Annotated in this window: 14 protein-coding genes; 7 read left to right on the forward strand and 7 right to left on the reverse strand. The window is 31.9% G+C overall.

Translation table 11 applies throughout. From position 1 onward, the window contains the following. Positions 1–88: 88 nt before the first annotated feature. Positions 89–2539 (reverse strand): endopeptidase La, encoded by a 2451-nt coding sequence (gene lon, locus Y10_RS12240; protein ID WP_281765674.1) that lies wholly within the window; start codon positions 2537–2539, stop codon positions 89–91. 246 nt (positions 2540–2785) lie between these two features. Here lon and Y10_RS12245 point away from each other — a divergent pair, with 246 nt between their 5' ends. The 4 genes from Y10_RS12245 to Y10_RS12260 are packed head-to-tail and all read left to right on the forward strand — an operon-like array spanning position 2786 to position 5701. Continuing rightward, positions 2786–3343, forward strand: coding sequence for an RNA polymerase sigma factor (locus Y10_RS12245; protein ID WP_281765675.1), 558 nt, complete (start codon positions 2786–2788; stop codon positions 3341–3343). Beyond that, complete coding sequence (locus Y10_RS12250; RefSeq protein ID WP_281765676.1) at positions 3334–3897, forward strand: hypothetical protein; 564 nt, start codon at positions 3334–3336, stop codon at positions 3895–3897. The genes Y10_RS12245 and Y10_RS12250 overlap by 10 nt, the downstream gene beginning before the upstream one ends. Beyond that, positions 3884–4963 carry a hypothetical protein gene (locus Y10_RS12255; protein WP_281765677.1) on the forward strand — a complete coding sequence of 360 codons (1080 nt, stop codon included), beginning with the start codon at positions 3884–3886 and terminating at the stop codon, positions 4961–4963. The genes Y10_RS12250 and Y10_RS12255 overlap by 14 nt, the downstream gene beginning before the upstream one ends. A gap of 12 nt (positions 4964–4975) precedes the next feature. After that, on the forward strand, positions 4976–5701 hold the full coding sequence (locus Y10_RS12260) for a head GIN domain-containing protein (RefSeq protein WP_281765678.1): 726 nt from the start codon (positions 4976–4978) through the stop codon (positions 5699–5701). 95 nt (positions 5702–5796) lie between these two features. Here the strand turns inward: Y10_RS12260 and Y10_RS12265 are convergent, their stop codons facing one another. The 5 genes from Y10_RS12265 to Y10_RS12285 all read right to left on the reverse strand — a co-directional run bounded on the left by Y10_RS12265 (position 5797) and on the right by Y10_RS12285 (position 11707). Beyond that, positions 5797–6864 (reverse strand): hypothetical protein, encoded by a 1068-nt coding sequence (locus Y10_RS12265; RefSeq protein ID WP_281765679.1) that lies wholly within the window; start codon positions 6862–6864, stop codon positions 5797–5799. Positions 6865–6908: 44 nt separating this feature from the next. Continuing rightward, the gene (locus Y10_RS12270; RefSeq protein WP_281765680.1) at positions 6909–7571 is read right to left on the reverse strand and encodes a hypothetical protein; all 663 of its coding nucleotides are present in this window, start codon (positions 7569–7571) and stop codon (positions 6909–6911) included. A 233-nt stretch (positions 7572–7804) separates the two neighbouring features. Beyond that, the gene (locus Y10_RS12275; protein ID WP_281765681.1) at positions 7805–9130 is read right to left on the reverse strand and encodes an MFS transporter; all 1326 of its coding nucleotides are present in this window, start codon (positions 9128–9130) and stop codon (positions 7805–7807) included. A 105-nt stretch (positions 9131–9235) separates the two neighbouring features. Then, entirely contained in the window at positions 9236–9943 is a 708-nt protein-coding gene (locus tag Y10_RS12280) for a hypothetical protein (RefSeq protein ID WP_281765682.1), read from the reverse strand. A 138-nt stretch (positions 9944–10081) separates the two neighbouring features. Next, the gene (locus Y10_RS12285; protein WP_281765683.1) at positions 10082–11707 is read right to left on the reverse strand and encodes an ArnT family glycosyltransferase; all 1626 of its coding nucleotides are present in this window, start codon (positions 11705–11707) and stop codon (positions 10082–10084) included. Positions 11708–11758: 51 nt separating this feature from the next. On the opposite strand from Y10_RS12285, the gene Y10_RS12290 reads away from it, so the two are divergent. Beyond that, positions 11759–12748: a glycosyltransferase family 2 protein gene (locus Y10_RS12290; RefSeq protein WP_281765684.1), complete on the forward strand. Its 990-nt coding sequence runs from the start codon at positions 11759–11761 to the stop codon at positions 12746–12748. Then, entirely contained in the window at positions 12708–13607 is a 900-nt protein-coding gene (locus tag Y10_RS12295) for a lysylphosphatidylglycerol synthase transmembrane domain-containing protein (RefSeq protein ID WP_281765685.1), read from the forward strand. The genes Y10_RS12290 and Y10_RS12295 overlap by 41 nt, the downstream gene beginning before the upstream one ends. Here Y10_RS12295 and Y10_RS12300 read toward each other — a convergent pair. After that, on the reverse strand, positions 13584–14285 hold the full coding sequence (locus tag Y10_RS12300) for a phosphatase PAP2 family protein (protein ID WP_281765686.1): 702 nt from the start codon (positions 14283–14285) through the stop codon (positions 13584–13586). The genes Y10_RS12295 and Y10_RS12300 overlap by 24 nt on opposite strands. A 203-nt stretch (positions 14286–14488) precedes the next feature. Between Y10_RS12300 and Y10_RS12305 the strand changes: the two genes are divergently transcribed. Further along, on the forward strand, positions 14489–16189 hold the full coding sequence (locus Y10_RS12305) for an ArnT family glycosyltransferase (RefSeq protein WP_281765687.1): 1701 nt from the start codon (positions 14489–14491) through the stop codon (positions 16187–16189). Positions 16190–16610: the final 421 nt, after the last annotated feature.

The raw sequence follows: 16610 nt of genomic DNA on the forward strand, positions 1-16610 counted from the left end.
ATTTTAAGAAGACTCTTTTAAATGTAACGTTTTTTAGATAAAGCCCTATCTTATATAAAAAAGCCCCGATTAAATCGGGGCTTCATTATTATAAATCTTTTGCTTTTTTAACCTTTTGGTCGGTTATAGCTATATCTATTACCTCACTCATTTCTTTCACAAAATGGAAGGTTAAACCTTTTACGTAGCTCTCTTTAATTTCTTCGATATCTTTACGGTTATCTTCGCAAAGAATAATTTCTTTAATTCTAGCACGTTTTGCAGCTAATATTTTTTCTTTAATACCACCCACAGGCAATACTTTACCACGTAATGTAATTTCACCAGTCATAGCCAAGCTCTTTTTCACTTTACGTTGGGTAAATAAAGACACTAGCGAAGTTAACATAGTAACCCCAGCACTAGGTCCGTCTTTAGGTGTAGCCCCTTCTGGTACGTGAATGTGCACATTGTACTTATCAAATATCTCAGGGTTAATGTTTAAATCTTCTGCATTAGACTTAATATATTGTAAAGCAATAGTAGCAGACTCTTTCATTACATTACCAAGGTTACCGGTAATACTCATACTTCCTTTACCTTTAGAAAGTATAGACTCTATAAACAAGATATCTCCACCAACACTGGTCCAAGCCAAACCGGTTACAACACCTGCTACATCATTATTCTCATATTTATCGCGTTCTAACCTTGCAGGCCCCAACACTTTTTCTACATCTTCTGTAGTAGCTTTTACATTATACTCCTCTTCCATTGCTACAGACTTAGCAGCGTAACGTACCATTTTGGCAATTTGCTTTTCTAAACCCCTAACTCCTGATTCTCTGGTATAACCTTCTACAATTTTTTCTAGTTCACGCTTACCTAATACTAAATGGTCTTTAGTTAAACCGTGTTCTTTTAATTGTTTAGGCAATAAGTGGCGTTTTGCTATTTCTACTTTTTCTTCAATAGTATACCCCGTTACATTAATAATTTCCATACGGTCTCTTAATGCAGGCTGAATGGTATTTAAACTATTGGCAGTAGCAATAAACATAACCTTAGAAAGGTCGTAACCCATTTCTAAGAAGTTATCGTAAAACTCTGTATTTTGTTCTGGGTCTAATACCTCTAACATAGCTGAAGACGGATCTCCGTTATGTCCCATAGATAATTTATCAATCTCGTCTAACACAAATACCGGATTAGAAGTACCTGCCTTTTTTAAAGATTGAATAATTCTACCAGGCATAGCACCAATATAAGTTTTTCTATGTCCGCGTATTTCTGCTTCATCTCTTAAACCACCTAAAGAAATACGTACATACTCTCTACCTAAAGCAGATGCAATCGATTTTCCTAAAGATGTTTTACCAACCCCTGGAGGTCCGTATAAACATAAAATAGGCGACTTCATATCGTTACGCAGTTTTAGTACCGCTAGATATTCTATAATTCTTCTCTTAACATCTTCTAACCCATAATGATCTTTGTCTAGCACTTTTTGTGCTCTCTTCAAATCAAAATTGTCTTTAGAAAACTCATCCCAAGGCAAGTCTAAAAATAAATCTAAGTAATTTCTTTGAATAGAATACTCTGCCACCTGAGGGTTCATACGTTGCATTTTTGCCAACTCTTTCTCAAAGTGTTCTTTTATTTTATCATCCCACTTTTTGGTTTTGGCACGCTCGCGCATTTCTTCTACCTCTGCTTCATAAGAAACACCACCCAACTCTTCTTGAATGGTTTTCATTTGCTGATGCAAGAAATACTCACGTTGTTGCTGATCTAAATCGTGTCTAACTTTCGATTGAATATCATTGCGCAACGCTAGTTTCTGAAATTCAACATTCATAAACTTCAGTGTAGCTAAGGCACGTTCTTTCAAATCGTTTATTTCCAACAACTCTTGTTTCTCGCCAACATTCAAATTCATGTTAGAAGAAACAAAGTTTACTAAAAACGAATTACTCTCTATATTCCTAATAGCAAACGATGCCTCAGTAGGAATGTTAGGGCTATCCTTTATAATTTGAAGCGATAAATCTTTAACCGATTCTATAATAGCACTAAACTCTTTATCTTCTGCTTCTGGTTTTATCTCTGGTACTTCAGAGATATTTGCTTTTAAATACGGATCATTATCTACAATAGAATCAATTTTAAAACGCTTTTTACCTTGAATGATAACTGTAACGTTACCATCGGGCATTTTTAGCACTCTTAAAATTCGGGCTACTGTACCAATTGTATTTATATCTTCTAAAGCCGGAGTTTCTACACTTTCATCCTTCTGAGATACTACCCCTATTACTTTACTTCCATTATTAGCGTCGTTTATCAGCTTAATAGAAGCATCTCTACCTGCTGAAATAGGAATTACAACACCAGGAAAAAGTACGGTATTTCTTAAAGGTAATATTGGTAACGATTCAGGCAGTTCCTCTTTCTGAATTTCCTCTTCATCTTCTGGGGTCATTAAAGGTATTAACTCCGAATCTTCATCGATACCATGAAGTGACATGCTGTCAATATTTGAAAATTTCAATTTCTTCATATCTTGGTTTTAAGTCAAATTGTCACATCTACTTTTTAAAGTAAGCTATTGCAACTATTAACTTTACTTAATAAATCTTTCTAAATCACAAAAATACACTCTATTTAAGTATATTACATACTATTAAAGGCAATAGTTATGCCATTTCACTATACAAGGTGCACCAACAAAATAAATAACCTAATTATTTTTACAAAAGTGTAACAAAAACAATAACAAACCATCTTTACTACAAAGAATAACTTTTTGAGCCACGATAACCAACATACCAAAGAACTTATTGCCCTGTGTAAAAAAGGAAACCAAAGTGCGCAGTTGGAAATTTACAATTTGTATTTCAAGGCTATGTATAACACAGCTTTAAGAATTGTAAAAGACTCCTTTGAAGCAGAAGACATTATGCAAGAATCTTTTTTAAGTGCATTTACCAAATTAGATTCTTACAAGGGCGAAGTAACCTTTGGAGCTTGGTTAAAACGAATTGTAATTAATAACAGTATTCAACAATACCGTAAGAATGAAAAAACTCAATCTGTAGCTATTGACAATGTTCTATATAAGGTTGAAGACAATGACGGAATTGAAGCTGATTATGAATTTACCAATGTGAAGGCTCAAAAAGTATTGGAAATCATGAAAACGCTTAAAGACAATTACAGAATTGCTTTAACCTTATTCTTAATTGAAGGATTTGATTATGATGAAATATGTGAAATAATGCAAATAACCCCTGCCAATTGCAGAACAACTATATCGCGCGCTAAAGAAAGTTTAAGAAAAAAATTAGTAACCCAATGCGTTTAGACAAAGATAATATAGACACCCTATTTGATGATTTACAAGGCTCGTTTGATGTACATGAACCTTCTCAAAATCATATGAAAAATTTTGAGGCCATGTTAGCAAAACAGTCTACTAAGTCTACTGCTAAAAACTCAACTATTAAAAATAGAAGATGGTGGTACGTAGCGGCTTCTATTCTTATTGTTATTGCTGTATCCATTGGTGTTTTTAATGGTACTACGAAACAAAAAGATGAATTAGCAACCGTAGCCCCAGAGTTATACCAATCACAAACCTATTTTACAGGTATAATTAATCAGGAATTGGAAAAGCTTCAAAAAGAAGACACCTCTCCTGAAACCAAGGAAATAGTAAATGATGCCGTAAAACAGATTAACAAACTAGAAAAAGATTATAGTAAATTAAAAGCAGACCTACTTGAAAATGGTGCAGACAAAAGGGTAATCTATGCCATGATTACCAACCTGCAAAAAAGAATTGAACTCTTACAACATGTATTACAAACCATTGACGATGTTAAAACCCTTAAAACCGAGACCCATGAAATTATTTAATACACTATTAGCATTTGTACTTACGCTTCAGTTTGCATTTGCTATAAACGATAACGGAGCACCTAAAGGCAAATACACAAAAGAAAAAACAGTTAAGCGTGAGTTTATAGTAAATCCTAATGCTTTACTTAAAGTTAATAACTCTTATGGTAACCTTAATATTACTAGCTGGAACGAGAATAAAACTGCTATTGTAGTACATATTAAAACCAGTGGTAACAATGAGAAAAAGGTAGCCGAAAAACTAAGCGAAATTAATATCATTTTTGACGCTAATGAAGATTTAGTAAGCGCCAGAACCGTTTTTAACGAAGACAAATGGAGCTGGGGATGGAACAATAATAATGTAAACGTAGAGGTTAACTACACTATTAAAGTACCTGTTACTAACAAAACAGATTTGTCTAACGACTACGGTGCCATTATTATTGACAAGCTAAACAATACTGCTAAAATTAGCTGTGATTATGGCAAGCTAGATATAGGAGAACTTTGGGGAGACAACAATCAACTAAATTTTGATTATACCACCAACTCTAGAATTGGAATACTAAAAAATGGAACTATTAATGCAGACTATTCTTCTTTTACGGTAGAAAAAACAAAATCGCTTACCTTAAAAGCTGATTATACTACAAGTAAAATAGAAAAAGCAGATTATGTAAACTACCGATGTGATTACGGAAGTGTTACCCTTGGCGATATTATGAATTTGGAAGGTAATGGTGATTACTTAACCATAAAAATTGATAATGTATTTGGGAATATAAATATTGACTCTGAATACGGATCTGTACGCATAGATGAGTTAACAGAGCAAGCAGGTAAAGTTCATATTAATGCAGAATACACTGGCATACGAATTGGCTACAACAGCAGCTACTACTTTAACTTTGACTTTGACCTTGACTATGCAGGGCTTTCAGGCGGTGATGACTTAACCTTTTTATTAAAGGATTCAGATTATACCTCTAAGCATTACCAAGGGTATTATACTAATAAAAACACAGGAAAAGAAATTGTAATTAAAAGTGAATACGGAGGTATTACACTAAACAAAAGATAAAATCAAAAAACTATGAAATCAATCACTAAATTATCTATTCTAACCTTTGCTATTTTATTTATCACTTCATGCAACGCCTCATGGAATGGTATTGAAGGAAATGGCAGAAGTACCACCAGCACCAGAAATGTGGGTAGCTTTGATGGTATAGAAGTTGCAGGATCTTATCACGTTACTCTTGAAAAAGGTAATGAGGGTAAAGTAACTATAAACGCGGAAGAAAATATTATAGATTACATTGTTACAGAAGTCACCAATAATGTATTACACATTTATACGAAAGATGGATTTTCTTTACGCAGTACAAGAGGTATTAAAATAACTGTTGGCTTTAGCAATCTTAATAAAGCAATACTTACCGGTTCGGGCTCTATTAAAAGTGAGTCGGTTATTTCTGCAAGCAAAATGACTGCATCGGTTACTGGGTCAGGTGATATCGCTTTAAAAGTAAAAGCAGACAAAGTAGACTCTTATGTTACTGGTTCTGGTGATATACTTTTAGAAGGTGATACTACCGATTTTAAATGTACCGTTACAGGATCTGGAGATATTTCAGCATACGAGTTAAAAGCTTCTAATGTAATAGCTGATGTTACAGGATCAGGTGATATTCATTTATATTGCAAAGCCAATCTTAAAGCTTACGTATCTGGTTCTGGCGATATTTATTATAAAGGAAATCCAGAAATAAGAGATTTAAGCACTTCGGGATCAGGTGATATAAACAAGGACAACTAAACTTTATAGAAAGTTCTATAAATAACAAACGCCTCTAAACATATTGTTTAGAGGCGTTTTTCTTTGAGTTATTGAAAATTGAATTAGCAACAAATCTAGTTACAAGAATCACCAAAGGTATCTGCTTCATCACCATTAATTACAAACAAGTAAAGCTCTTCAATAGTAAACGTACCTGTTAAATCATCGGTAATTCTCATAAAAATAACATCTTCTAACTGTACATTATTAATATATGCATTACTTACAGTATTGTTGTTATAATAAGCCCCGTTTTCAGTTTCGTGGAACGAAACTGTAATAGAAGCTCCTGCTGGTAAATTAGGTACCATCACTTCATTGTAGTATCTATCTAAATCAAATACTGCAAAGTTATCGCCTGGTGTACCATCTGAACCATCGCAAGAAGATATATCATAGTTATATATATCTAAATAATCAGGAATGCCATCTCCATCAGAATCGTAAGCATCCGCCGGATTTCCATCACCATCAGGATCTGCATTTTCAAATTCAGTTAATTTACCATCACCATCATCATCATTCTCTAAGTAGTTAGGAATACCATCACCATCGGTATCTAAACCTTCTTCATATCCTTCATACATAGTTAAGATACCATCATTATCATCGTCAGTATCTAAATAATCAGGAATTCCATCATTGTCAGAATTCTGAAGTGAAGCACCATTCTCTTCTAAAGTAGGAACACCATCATCATCATCATCCAGGTCTAAATAATCTAACACCCCATCTTCATCTGAATCTAGTAAAGATAAAGGCCCTTCATTTGCTGTTGGAATACCATCTCCATCGTCGTCTGGATCTAAATAATTAGGTATACCATCACCATCTAAATCCCAAGCATCAATCGGAGTATGAGTTCCGTTAGGATCAGGATTTTCATCTATGGTAAGTACACCATCATTATCATCATCATCATCTAAATAATCTGGTATACCATCTCCATCTGTATCTTGCCCTATACTTGCATTTTCAGCAACATCACTAAGACCATCGCCATCAGAATCGGTAGTATCTGGAGTACCAGTTTCAACATCTTCCATTGTTTGTCCTAAATCTACAGTTTCGTTATCACAAGAATACAATACGGTAGAAGCTACAATTGAAATGTATAATAAAGATTTATAGGTAATTTTCATTAATAATATTTTTGTTGGAATAAGCTTTAAATTCAGGGGGTACATTAATTATTTACAGTGTAGAAAGTTTTAAAAACTCCTTCAGTAATTGAATTTTCAAGGGTTTCAAAAGCAAAATAACCCTCAATATAATTTGAATCCTGATTATGTAATGTAATAGTTAATGTTCCGGTTTTACCACGGTTGGTTTGTGTTCCACCTTCACCACCTATTTGAAGATAGTTTGCTAAATAAAAACCTTGAGTGTTAGAAAAGTTATAAGTACCTTCTACAATATCACTAGGAAAAACTAATGCTAAACTTGTAGTTGTATCAGAACCTAAAATTCTAATAGCATCATAAGTTCCTTCTTCGGTTACATTGTTATTAGCATCGTTAAAATCATATTCAATAGTAGTAGTGTAAGCCATTACTCCACCACCCGAAGTAACTAAATCTTCATAATCATCTAGCATATCCTCAAACATATCTCCGAATTCGTCAAAATCTCCTAAGTCACCCAAACCTCCAAAGTCAACCGAGTCACCCGAATCATCATCTGACTCTTCTACAACACTAACGTCAAAAGCAGTACCATCTATTACCGCACTAAATGTTGCTGGAGTTACGTCTGACCATTCATCTATAGTAATATCTTCACTACATGAGAATACACAAAAGACTAAAGCAAAAGCAATAGTTCCTTTTATTAAATTTTTAATTAGCATATTTAGTTTGTTTTTTTTGCGAAAACACAAATATAGCGCATTTATTAAAACCTGAAAGTATTTTTAAAGCTAAGTTAAATTTTTATTAAAAAAAGAAAAACCTCTTAAATCACTTAAACTTTATCTAAAATTAGATTTAATATTTTAGGAAAGTAGCGAAGCTTAAATTTACTTATTTTCGTACAAAAAGCCTTTATAAGTAAGAAATTAACACTTTAATTTTGTTTTAATTCCTATTTTTCTACCTTAGGTACTCTAAACAAAAGTAAAATCCCAATTACAAAGAATAGCACCAAAAACAATATAGAGTTTCTCATAGAACCCGTTATTTGGTCTATAATACCATATAGCGCCATTCCTATTACAATACCTACTTTTTCTGCTACATCATAAAAACTAAAAAAAGAGGTGGTATCTTTTGTTTCTGGTAAAAACTTTGAGTAGGTAGATCTAGATAACGACTGAATTCCCCCCATTACCAAACCAACAAAACCAGCAGTAATATAAAAATGAATTGGTAAGGTTACAAAATACGCAGTAATACAAAGCAACACCCAAACACTATTAATACCTATTAAAGTAGGTATGTTACCAAACTTTTTAGATGCTCTAGAAGTAAGTACTGCTCCTAATACTGCAATAATTTGAATTAGCAAGATGCTTACTATAAGCCCCATTGTTTTTTGGTCATCTCCTCCCCAATTAATTTCTTGCTCTCCAAAATAAGTGGCTACCAACATTACCGTTTGTACTGCCATGCTATATACAAAAAAGCCTCCCAAATAGGCTTTTAACCTTTTATTTTCACCCAATCGTTTCCAAACATTTCGTAACTCTTTGTAACCATTAAAAATTATATCCTTGGTTATTTTAGGTTTTTCATGGTTTCCTTGAGGTAAGTAATAATAGGTAACCTGACTAAAGACAATCCACCAAATACCAACACTAATAAAAGAGTACCTCATAGCCTTCACAGCTGCAGGTTCTTCTGGCGTATCTGTGATACCAAAAACATCTGGAAACATTACCATTGCCAAATTAAACAACAATAAAATTACACTACCTATATACCCTAATGAATATCCCTTAGCACTTATTTTGTCTTGTTGGTCTACAAAAGCTATATCTGGTAAGTAGCTATTATAAAACACTAAGCTACCCCAAAAACCTACTAAGCCAAAAAAGTAAAAAGCAACACTTACATATATTTCCTCTAGGCTAAACCAATACAATCCTATACAAGATAAAGCCCCCATATAGCAAAAGAACTTCATAAAGAATTTCTTATTACCTAGATAATCCGCTATACCCGATAATAAAGGAGAAATAATAGCTACCACCAAAAAAGCTAAAGCTGTTACAAAACTTATCAATGCCGTATTTTTAACTGAAAAACCTAAAAAAGAAATATAATTAACTCCTAATTTAGAAAATAGTGCTCCGTAAAAAATAGGAAATACAGCAGATGCTATTACCAAGCTATATACCGAATTTGCCCAATCATAAAATGCCCAGGCATTCAAAAGTTTCTTACTTCCTTTTGGTAGTTGTTTGCTCATATAATTATTGGTTTAAAAAAAAAGCTGTTCTAAAAAGAACAGCCTCAAGATAGCATTTAATTTTATTTAAAACTTAGTATACGTATTAAGTTTATGTATGAAATCTTAGTTTAAAGAATAATTTAATATTGTATAATCTCCTAAAGAGCTTTCTAATTTAATAGGTCCAACCTCATTAGCAAAGTAATAAATAAGGGTTTCATCAAACTCAACATCCATAAGGCTGGTGTTTACATCTAATTGTACACCTATAACATCAGTATAAGTTACCCCATTCACTATCATTTCCTCTTCTTTAGATAAAATGGTAGTTACAAAAGTAAAATCGGTAGTGGTTTCAATATCTATAATACTTTCAATAACAGTAGGTGCGGCAACCTCTGTAGTATACGTTTCTCCTACTTCCATATCATCTTTAAAAAATACATATTCAACAGGGTCTATAGTTGCCATTGCAGCAATACCAGAATTATATTCTATAACCGTTTCACCATTATATCCATAGTACGTACTTCCCGATAATCTAAAACCTTGTGTCATATCTCCTCCATCAAAAGGATTCACAAAATCAGTCACTAAAAAAGTATTCCCTTCATAATCTAATGTGGTATAAAACAAAATCTGAGTATCCTCTCCATCGGTATAATCATAGTTCCATTCATTATCTAACGTTAACGGAAAATAATTTAGAGTAGTTGGTTCTTCTTCCTGTTGTTCCTCTCCTGCCCCATCATCATCATTAGAACAAGAAGTAATAGACAGCCCAAGTGATATACATATAATGTATACAAACAAGTAATTAAGCTTTTTCATAAGTAATAAATAGTTGGTTAATTTCAAAAATAGAAATTATTTAAACATTGTAACAAAAAGCTTACACTTTACATTGTAATTATATCAAATCAATAACCTTGCTTTATTTTTTTAAGTATATAACAAGAAAATATTGCATTATTTATTAATCACCAATTCATTAGCTGTTTGATAAATCACTGTCTTATGGTTTTCAAACAAAGCCTTATGCTCCATCAGTAAAGACAATCCTTGTACAGCTAATAAATCATCTTTTACCTTTCTATCATTACTCAAAACATATACTTTAGGGTGTTTACTTAAATACTCTTTTAATTCATCTACCGAATGTAATACTTCATAAGTACGGTTATAATTAAAAGGAAAAGCACTATCCATACGTTTAAAAACCACTACTGGTATATTGTTCTGTAAAAATTCTTTAGAAGCATAAACAGGGTTTTGCTCTATTAATTTAGGATAAATAATACCAAATAAATACACTCCCATTACCACCCATGTTGCAGTAACAATGGCAAAACTTCTTCTAAAAGCATTTCCTCTAAAAAACATATAAGCTATAAATAAACCAATGGGTGCTATAATTAATATAAAACTCAATTCTTTAATATGGTTAAGCTCTGGTTCTAAAGACAAAGCTATATAACCTCCTACAGGCAATATTACACCTATAAGTAATAGTACAACAAAACTTATATGAGCATACAACTTTCTGCGCTTAGATAATTTAGTTCTAAAATCTATTAAATAACTTGCTAATATGGCTGCTAAAAACGGATAACAGGGCATGGTGTAATTAGGTAACTTGGTATTAGATATTGTAAACACACCTATCACCACCAAACACACACTTAAACCAAAGGCTAAAAAAGTATCTGTTTTATATTTTCTAAAAGCAAAAACAAAGGCCTGAATAATAAATACAGAAAACGGTAATAAGCCTAGTAATACAAATGCCCAAGTAACTATAAAGGGCCCTCCGTGACCTTCCATTTTATTTTCAAACCGGTTTAAATTATGATTGATAAAAAAACCTTCTGTCCATACTCCGTTTGTAGCTTCATGAACCCAATAAAACCAAGGGAGTACTAATACCACTACAAAAAGAAGTCCCAAAAACGGTTGAAATCTAATGACAGTTTTAAATGAAAGATCTTTTCTTAAGAGTAAAAACAAAAATATAGAAGCTCCTACAATAGCTATTGCAATAGGTCCTTTTGTTAAAAACCCCATAGCCATGGCAAAATAACCAACTACTAATAACCAACTCTGCTGTTTTTTATAATAGAGTAAAAAAGAAAACAATGCCGTATTAATGAAAAAGATTAAATAAGGGTCTGGCACAGACAAATGAAACTCTTGAATAAAGAAAACGGCAGAAAAAAGAATACATAAGGTAACAATAGCTATATGCTCTCCCTTTAGTTTTCTAACAAACAAATATGTACTTATAAGTGTTAAAACACCAAATATGGCAGAAAAAAAACGTGCTCCCATGGCATTTACACCAAAAATTTTATAGCCCAACATCATAAAAAAGTAATGCAAAGGCGGCTTATCTGTTCTCAATGCATTGTTAAAAGTAGGTACAATAAAATCTCCTTTAGCTAGCATTTCTCGTGCTGCTTCTGCATTTCGTGCCTCGTCTAAAATATAAATAGGATACCCATAAATATTAAAAAGACATAGCACTATACTCACTACTGTAATTACAATAATTAATTTATTAGTAATTAAGAAACCTAAGAATGACTTCAAATTCATAAATTTGCCTCCTATTTAAATTTTATCTAAAAATAGATTAAACACTTTACCATGATTAAAAGAGAATATTATCTTTCTATTATCATACCGGTTTATAATGAGGAAGAAAATGTAGAATTGCTTACAAAAACCATTGATGATGCTTTACAGGGAGAATCATATCAAATTATTTATATTGATGATTTCTCTACAGATAATACGAAGAAGGTAATTAAAGCAATGAACCACCCGCATTTGTATTTAGTAGAACTAAAGAAAAACTACGGGCAAAGTTTAGCTTTAGCAGCGGGTATTGAATTTGCTACGGGTAAATTTATTGTTACCATGGATGGTGATATGCAAAATGACCCACATGATATCATGAAAATGGTAAAAACAGCAGAAGAAGGAGATTGGGATGTTGTTACCGGGTTTAGAGAAAAAAGAAAAGACAGTTTCTTAAAAACTATTCCTTCTAAAATTGCCAACTTTATTATTAGAAAAGCTACCAATCTTAACCTTAGAGACCAAGGTTGTGCGCTAAAGGTGTTTACTAACGAAACAGCAAAAGAAATTAACCTATACGGAGAAATGCACCGTTTTATTAACCTAATGGCATATTTAAACGGAGCAGCTATTAAAGAAGTTAGTGTAAACCACTTTCCTAGAAAATTCGGAAAATCTAAATATGGTTTAGAGCGTACCTTTAAGGTTATAAACGATTTATTCCTTATTATTTTTAAAAGAAAGCATTTACAAAAACCAATGTACTTTTTTGGTAATATAGGGCTTACCTTTTTCTCTATAGGAATGCTTATTAACCTATACTTAATTGTAGTGAAGTTTATCTTAGGAGAAGAAATTGGAGATAGACCTTTATTATTATTAGGTGTATTATTGGTATTGGTTGGCATTCAGTTTTTAACTATGGGTATTCTTGCCGATTTATTAATGAGAACTTATTATGAATCTCAAGATAAAAAGCCATACAGAGTAAAAAGAGTATTTAACAGTTTACAAAATGAATCCGAAAACAAAAAAGACGCTACTCCTAATACTTAAAATAGGTATTAGTCTTTCTTTATTTTATCTGGTTTATAAAAAAATAGATGTAGATAGTGTTATTAATATTGTATTAGGTACAAACCTAGGGTATTTATCTTTAGCAATATTATTTTTTGTTATCTCTCAAATAATATCTTCGTACAGATTAAATTACTTATTTCACAGTCATTCATTTAAGCTGTCTCAAATAAGTAATTTAAAACTGTATCTGTTAGGTATGTTTTATAATTTCTTTGTACCTGGTGGTGTTGGCGGTGACGCTTTTAAAGTATACCTACTCAATAAAAATTTTAATTGGAAGTCTAAGCAAGTATTAAAATTAGTTTTTATAGATCGTCTTATAGGGCTTACTGCCATAGCGTGTATTATATATTTAATCATAGCTTTTTACCCGGCTATTTTAGGCAGCTTGATCAATAATTTTGAAAACTATAATAACTGGTTTATAATTCTATTTCCTATAGTTTTAGTAGTAGGACAAATACTTACTAAAAAGATTTTTCAAGTTGCTATAAAACAATTTTATGCAACCTTAGCATATTCAATTGTTATCCAGTTAATGCAAATTGTATCTGTAATATTTATTACGTTAGCTTTAGGCATTTCAACAGAACTGTATTACTTGTATATTTTTGTATTCTTGTTATCCTCTGTATTCTCAGTAATATCTTTTGCAGGAATTGGCATTAGAGAATTTCTATTTTTTGAAATGTCAGTACATTTTAGCTTAGACGAAAACACAGCTGTAACCATTGGTACGTTATTTACATTAATAACAGCACTTATCTCTATTTTCGGAATCTATTATCATTTCAAAAAACCAACTTTAAAACTACAACAAATTCAAGGTAGTTAATACCTTCCGTATAGATAAAGAAACCTGAGCTGGCCAAACTATTGCTAGCTTACTAGTATACCATTTCTTAGGATACTTTTTAACTATATAACGTGCAGTTATAGCAGATGCAATACCAAACAACATTCCAAAATAAACATCTATAAAAAAGTGTTGTACTAGGTATACTCTAGATATAGCTACCAATACAGCTAAAAAACACAATACATAGGGCAAAAACTTTCCTTTTTTCCGTTTTGTAATTAAACAAAAATAAGTAGTAATAAAAAAGATGGTTGCCGTATGCCCAGATGGAAATGTATCTGTATACCTAATCTTAACTCCGGGAACAAAGTTAATAGACGCCTTAACAGCATCATTAAAATAAAAATAAGGTCTAAATAAATGTGTAAAGAAAACTTCTTTTAATAACAACACAACACCTATTTGCAAAAGTGCAGAAATAACAAACTGATAGGTATACTTAAACTTACTTGTAAATAACAGAATAAGTAATACTAATGGTATAAAAGCACCATCTCCTAAATTGGTATAATTAGCAAAAAACCAATCCCAAAACGGAGTATGCAGGCTATTGATAAAGAGTAAAACAGCACCTTTTGGAAAGACTAAAAATGGCGCTAAAAAAAGCAGAGTAGCATAAAACGGAATCATTTTTTTATACACAAATACTTTCATAGAAAAGAGTTTTTACGAAGGTACCTTAGACACTAAAAAATAAAGTAAACACTAGATTATAAGAATCTTAAAAATAGCTTAGGAATTAAAACTAATTGTTAAGCCAATCATTTGAAGCTTTTAATAAAACCATCCCATAAAATTTAGCTAATTTTACATCCTATTTAAAAACCAAACTTTATATTAATCCTTTCTTTCTCAGAATGAAAAATATCATTTTTAGCAAAAGCTATATCATACTATACATTCTCATAATTTTTGTTTACGCCTTAGGTACTTTTATCCCTCTTATAGAAAATGATTCTGCACAACACGCGGTCATGGCTATGCGTATGCATTTATATAACGACTATTTGAATTTGTATAGAGGCATTGACCCATATTTAGATAAACCACACATGCATTTTTGGTTAGCAGCACTATCCTATAAAATTTTCGGCTTAAATCAATTTGCTTATAGAATTCCTGCTTTAATCTTCACTGCTATAGGAGCCTTTTCATGTTTTAAATTATTCCAAGATTTGTATAAGGATAAAGAAAAAGCGCATTGGGCGTCATTAGTATTCTTAACGGTTCAGGCAATTTTCTTAGCAAACCATGATGTAAGAACAGATGCTGTGTTAACAGGGACTGTAATATTATCTTTATGGCAATTATACCGTTTCTTAACTTTTCACAAGACTAGTGAGATTGTTATTGGTGCCTTTGCTATGGGTATTGCTTTTTCCTGCAAAGGTTTATTGGGCTTAGTGGTTATTGGTTTAAGTTTACTATCGCATTTAGCATATACAAGAACTTGGAAAGCCTTACTTACCCCAAAACTATTAATAGGTGTGATGGTATTTTTAGCTACTATTACTCCAGTTCTATATGCCTTTTACGTACAATATGATTTACATCCTGAATTAGCCATTAATGGTGTTAACAATATTTCGGGAATTAAATTTATCTTGTGGGATCAGAGTTTTAATAGAATGACTGCTCATGGCTATGTACCTGACAGCCCAGATTACTTTTTCTTTTTCCATACCATCTTATGGGTATTTTTACCGTGGCCTTTAATATTCTATACTGGTCTATTTAATAGAATAGCCAGACTCGTTAAAAACAAGTTTCAGCAAACAGAATATCTTGAATGGATAACAACTGGCGGAATTATTTTAACCCTACTTATTATAAGTGCTTCTAAAACTAAACTTCCACATTACTTAAACTCGTTATTACCATCAATGGCAATACTAACGGCAGGTTTTGTTTTCTACCTTCATAAAACAAAACAGCAAAAAGTTTTGACATATTTGCTATACACTTCATATTTTGTACTAGGTGTAGCCACTTTAGGTGTCATCGGATTACTGTTCTTTACATTTGGCTTTCCTAAATGGTATATTCTACTAAGCACTTCAGTAGTTATTGCATTAATTGTTCTATTTATAAAAAGTAACCAATTAACTTCTAAAAAAATCATCGTAATAACAGCATTAACAGGCATTCTTATTAACATTACCATGAATGGCTATTTTTACCAGCACCTTTTAGAATATCAAAGTGGTAAGTTTATGGCAGCATATATTCATAATGAATTAGATGATGAACAAGTATTTATTATAGATAGAGAATATAGATGGTCCTTAGATTTTTACAGCAAACAAATAGTACCTAATTTAAGTTCTGAAAATTTAGTAACCATAGAACAACCTATATTAATAGCAACTAATCATCCTGAAGAAATTCAAGAAACCATAAAAGGGCACAACTTAAAAATGGAACTTGTAAAAACCTTTGACGATTTTAGAATAACTAGAGTGTCATTAAAGTTTTTAAACCCTAATAAACGTGCTAAACAAGTTGGCGAGGCATATTTATATAGAATAATACCTATCAAATCAAGATTTCAGAGATAATACAAAAAAACAATATACAAGAAAGGATGGTCTAATGGCTATCCTTTTTTTTTGACAATCAATAAACCATAACCTATAGCGCACCCAAATATCACTCCAATATTTATAAAGACTTATACAGAAAGAAAATAAGAGCACTCCCTCTAATATGTACAATTACACACTCCCCATCCATTAGTAACCTATACACCACAAGACACATTATCATAGAATGCATACAACTTGAAGCTTATACAACTAAACCCAAAACATACATTCTAAAACAAGAAAACCAATTCTATGAGAGTTGTATCTAAGAAAACATTTATAGGGTATTAAATAGGCTTAAAAGAAGAGTATAAAGAAAATGTAATAGTACGCTAGACAAGCTAAAGAGATTACTTCTCTTTCTTTTCAGCTATAGCGTACAGTTTACCAAAGT

This window comes from Neptunitalea lumnitzerae (genome assembly GCF_027924185.1).
GTDB classification, from domain to species: Bacteria; Bacteroidota; Bacteroidia; order Flavobacteriales; family Flavobacteriaceae; genus Neptunitalea; species Neptunitalea lumnitzerae.

What these genes read in the sequence shown, in the direction of transcription:
- Y10_RS12295 (WP_281765685.1), top strand. Translation starts at nt 12,708, where the DNA reads ATGAATCCGAAAACAAAAAAGACGCTACTCCTAATACTTAAAATAGGT.
- Y10_RS12305 (WP_281765687.1), top strand. Translation starts at nt 14,489, where the DNA reads ATGAAAAATATCATTTTTAGCAAAAGCTATATCATACTATACATTCTC.
- Y10_RS12270 (WP_281765680.1), bottom strand. Translation starts at nt 7,571, where the DNA reads ATGCTAATTAAAAATTTAATAAAAGGAACTATTGCTTTTGCTTTAGTC.
- Y10_RS12250 (WP_281765676.1), top strand. Translation starts at nt 3,334, where the DNA reads ATGCGTTTAGACAAAGATAATATAGACACCCTATTTGATGATTTACAA.
- Y10_RS12255 (WP_281765677.1), top strand. Translation starts at nt 3,884, where the DNA reads ATGAAATTATTTAATACACTATTAGCATTTGTACTTACGCTTCAGTTT.
- Y10_RS12260 (WP_281765678.1), top strand. Translation starts at nt 4,976, where the DNA reads ATGAAATCAATCACTAAATTATCTATTCTAACCTTTGCTATTTTATTT.
- Y10_RS12300 (WP_281765686.1), bottom strand. Translation starts at nt 14,285, where the DNA reads ATGAAAGTATTTGTGTATAAAAAAATGATTCCGTTTTATGCTACTCTG.
- Y10_RS12285 (WP_281765683.1), bottom strand. Translation starts at nt 11,707, where the DNA reads ATGAATTTGAAGTCATTCTTAGGTTTCTTAATTACTAATAAATTAATT.
- Y10_RS12265 (WP_281765679.1), bottom strand. Translation starts at nt 6,864, where the DNA reads ATGAAAATTACCTATAAATCTTTATTATACATTTCAATTGTAGCTTCT.
- Y10_RS12275 (WP_281765681.1), bottom strand. Translation starts at nt 9,130, where the DNA reads ATGAGCAAACAACTACCAAAAGGAAGTAAGAAACTTTTGAATGCCTGG.
- Y10_RS12280 (WP_281765682.1), bottom strand. Translation starts at nt 9,943, where the DNA reads ATGAAAAAGCTTAATTACTTGTTTGTATACATTATATGTATATCACTT.
- Y10_RS12290 (WP_281765684.1), top strand. Translation starts at nt 11,759, where the DNA reads ATGATTAAAAGAGAATATTATCTTTCTATTATCATACCGGTTTATAAT.
- lon (WP_281765674.1), bottom strand. Translation starts at nt 2,539, where the DNA reads ATGAAGAAATTGAAATTTTCAAATATTGACAGCATGTCACTTCATGGT.